The organism is Streptomyces sp. LS1784 (assembly GCF_020103755.1).
GTDB lineage: Bacteria > Actinomycetota > Actinomycetes > Streptomycetales > Streptomycetaceae > Kitasatospora.
In genome coordinates this window covers 1-3,716 of the sequence record NZ_JAHSQD010000709.1, presented here as the reverse complement: position 1 = coordinate 3,716, position 3,716 = coordinate 1, and the positions used below count along the sequence as shown (strand labels likewise).

Genomic DNA, 3,716 nt, shown 5'->3' with positions numbered 1-3,716 from the left:
GCGGGACACCGCACGGCGACGGCGGCGCGGCGGCGCCGCGGAGGCGCCCTCGCCGCCGGTCGCGGCGGTTTCGTTCTGTTCCGTGGCCGCAGCCTGCTGCGGATCGGTGTTATCGAGCATGCGGGTGGATCTCCCGTCAGGCCCCCGGGCTCCGCATCCGGGCACGGCGCGGCACCGCTGGGTGGCCGGCATCGCGACGATGCCCGGACCGGACCCTTTGACGGTGCCGCCGCGCGGACGCGAGGCCGCACAGGGGCTCGTAGTCTCGCTCGGCGCCCCGCGCTCGGCGGGGTGTCGAAAGTCTTCTGGTCTGACCAGTCTTCTGAGGTTTTCCCAAGCTGCGCCGTCCCCCAACCCCGGGTGGCTCCCGGACGGGGTCCCGGACCGGCCGACCTTCCTGGTCGGCAGGCCCCGGGTGGCAGGCCTGCGCTGCGACGACGCTCGCTCCCCTGGGGAGCCGCGGGAACCCTGGAGGACCGTCGGGCCCAGTGAGGCACTGGGCCCGGCCTCCCCCCGCTAGGCGGGCGCGGTAGCGTGCGGGCCTGCGGTCGGCTCCGAGCCGACCGGGGCCGCGGCGCGGTCGAGCGCCAGCGGGTCGGTCACCGTGCCGGTCTCCTCGTCGAGCGGCCCCTGCGCCAGCCTGGTCACCTCTGCGGGGACCGGCGGCGCCAGGTCGGCCGTCGCACGGAGACCGGACAATACGTCGTCGGGTCGTACGGCGGGTGTGGCGTGTCGTACTACCAGGCGCAGTATCGCACAGGCACGGCCGGTCCGAACATCGCGGTCGGTTCCGGCCTCGCTGTCCGCACCGGCCACGACCTGGACCGGGACGGCTTCCAGCGCCGCCACCGCGCCCCGCGCGTCAAAGACCCGCAGGCCGTTCTTGGTGCGGCGCTCGACCTCGACCCGCTCGGCGGCGAGGAAACGTGCGACCGCGTCGGCGGCCGTGTCCGGCTCGACGCCGTCCAGCCGGACCAGCCACTCGGAGGCCTCCAGGCGCTCCACGAAGTTCGGCGTCCGCACCTCGACCGCGTCGATCACGTCCAGGCCCGTCGGCAGCGACTCGTCCAGCTGCGCCCGCAGCTGCTCGGGGTCGCGGACAGCGGCCAGGCCGATCTCCAGGTACTCCGCCTCGCTCGCCACCCCGGTCGGGGCCGCGTTGGCGTAGGAAACCTTCGGGTGCGGGGTGAAGCCGGCCGAGTAGGCCATCGGAACGGCGGACCGGCGCAGGGCGCGCTCGAAGGCGCGCTGGAAGTCGCGGTGGCTGGTGAAGCGGAGCCGGCCGCGCTTGGTGTAGCGGAGACGAATCCGCTGCACCGTCGGCGCGGGCGGCGGACCGTCGGGCGTACGGCGTGCCAGGGTCGCTCAGTCCTTAGTCAGTTGTCCCCGTCCGGCGTGGCGTCTTCCCGTCACTGTCCGGACTCTGTCACCTCAAAGGGTACGCGCCCCGCCACCCCCCTCGCTCCGCCCCTGGTCAGAGCCGGTCCTCAGTCGACATTGAGGTCTTCGTCACATGCGGGGGCCGGGGCGGCGGCCGCCCGGTCAGAGAGAAGGATTCCCCCGCCGGATCAGTCCGGCGGGGGAATCCTCGATGGCGCTCAGGGGCTACTTGTTGACGACCGTCAGGGGGAGCATCTTCTTGCCGGTGGGGCCGATCTGGATGTGGGTGTCCATCTGCGGGCACACGCCGCAGTCGAAGCACGGGGTCCAGCGGCAGTCGTCGACCTCGACCTCCTCCAGGGCGTCCTGCCAGTCCTCCCAGAGCCAGTCCTTGTCGAGGCCGCTGTCCAGGTGGTCCCAGGGCAGCACCTCCTCGTAGGAGCGCTCGCGGGTGGTGTACCAGTCGACGTCGACGCCGGTGCCGGCCAGGGCCTTGTCGGCGCAGGCCATCCATCGGTCGTACGAGAAGTACTCGCGCCAGCCGTCGAAGCGGCCGCCGTCCTCGTAGACCTCGCGGATGATCGCACCGACCCGGCGGTCGCCGCGGGAGAGCAGGCCCTCGACGATGCCCGGCTTGCCGTCGTGGTAGCGGTAGCCGATGTTCTTGCCGTACTTGCGGTCGCCGCGGATCGAGTCGCGCAGCTTGGCGAGGCGGGCGTCGGTGGCCTCGGCGGACAGCTGCGGGGCCCACTGGAACGGGGTGTGCGGCTTGGGCACGAACCCGCCGATGGAGACGGTGCAGCGGATGTCGTTCTGGCCGGTGACCTCGCGGCCCTTCTGGATGACGTTCTTCGCCATCTCGCCGATCTGGAGCACGTCCTCGTCGGTCTCGGTGGGCAGGCCGCACATGAAGTACAGCTTCACCTGGCGCCAGCCGTTGCCGTACGCGGTGGCGACGGTGCGGATCAGGTCCTCCTCCGACACCATCTTGTTGATCACCTTGCGCATGCGCTCGCTGCCGCCCTCGGGGGCGAAGGTGAGGCCCGAGCGGCGCCCGTTGCGGGACAGCTCGTTGGCGAGGTCGATGTTGAAGGCGTCGACGCGGGTGGACGGCAGCGACAGGCCGATCTTGTCCTCGGTGTACCGGTCCGCCAGGCCCTTGGCGATCTCGCCGATCTCGGTGTGGTCGGCGCTGGACAGCGACAGCAGGCCGACCTCCTCGAAGCCGGTCGCCTTCAGCCCGCGCTCCACCATCTCGCCGATGCCGGTGATGCTTCGCTCCCGCACGGGGCGCGTGATCATGCCGGCCTGGCAGAAGCGGCAGCCGCGGGTGCAGCCGCGGAAGATCTCCACGGACATCCGCTCGTGCACCGTCTCCGCGAGCGGGACCAGCGGCTGCTTCGGGTACGGCCACTCGTCCAGGTCCATCACGGTGTGCTTGGACACCCGCCACGGCACGCCCGGGGCGTTCGGCACCACGCGGCCGATCCGGCCGTCGGCCAGGTACTCCACGTCGTAGAACTTCGGGACGTACACCCCGCCGGTGCGGGCCAGGCGCAGCAGCAGCTCGTCCCGGCCGCCCGGGCGGCCCTCGGCCTTCCAGGCGCGGATGATGTCGGTGATGTCGAGCACGGCCTGCTCGCCGTCGCCGACCACCGCCGCGTCCAGGAAGTCCGCGATCGGCTCCGGGTTGAAGGCCGCGTGGCCGCCGGCCAGGACGATCGGGTGCTCGTCGGTGCGGTCCTTGGCCTCCAGCGGGATGCCGGCGAGGTCGAGCGCGGTCAGCATGTTGGTGTAGCCGAGCTCGGTGGAGAACGAGAGGCCGAACACGTCGAAGGCCTTCACCGGGCGGTGGGCGTCCACGGTGAACTGCGGGACGTCGTGCTCGCGCATCAGCGCCTCAAGGTCCGGCCAGACGCTGTAGGTGCGCTCGGCGAGCACACCCTCGCGCTCGTTCAGCACCTCGTAGAGGATCATGACGCCCTGGTTGGGCAGGCCGACCTCGTAGGCGTCGGGGTACATCAGCGCCCAACGGACGTCGCAGGCGTCCCAGTCCTTGACGGTCGAGTTCAGCTCGCCGCCGACGTACTGGATCGGCTTCTGGACGTGCGGGAGGAGGGCCTCCAGGCGTGGGAAGACCGATTCGACAGTCATGTACTAGGAACCCTTACGACGTGATTCGGTGCCGCGAGTCGGCACGGGAGGGGTGACCCTCAAGGGTAGCCCAATCCGGGGAACGGGCCGTCTGCCCCGGATCGCGGGCCCTCCGCGCTCCGGCGCGACCCGGACGGCCGGTGTCCGCCCGCACCCGCCGCCGTCCGCCGGTCTCCGCCCGC

The 3,716-nt window shown here is 71.7% G+C and carries 2 protein-coding genes; both read right to left on the bottom strand.

What is annotated here, in order from left to right; genetic code table 11:
• Nucleotides 1-516 precede the first annotated feature (516 nt).
• On the bottom strand, nucleotides 517-1,317 hold the full coding sequence (locus KS423_RS41015) for a TIGR03936 family radical SAM-associated protein (RefSeq protein ID WP_224284822.1): 801 nt from the start codon (nucleotides 1,315-1,317) through the stop codon (nucleotides 517-519).
• Nucleotides 1,318-1,605: 288 nt separating this feature from the next.
• Complete coding sequence (locus tag KS423_RS41010; protein WP_224284821.1) at nucleotides 1,606-3,534, bottom strand: TIGR03960 family B12-binding radical SAM protein; 1,929 nt, start codon at nucleotides 3,532-3,534, stop codon at nucleotides 1,606-1,608.
• Between the last annotated feature and the right edge of the window lie 182 nt (nucleotides 3,535-3,716).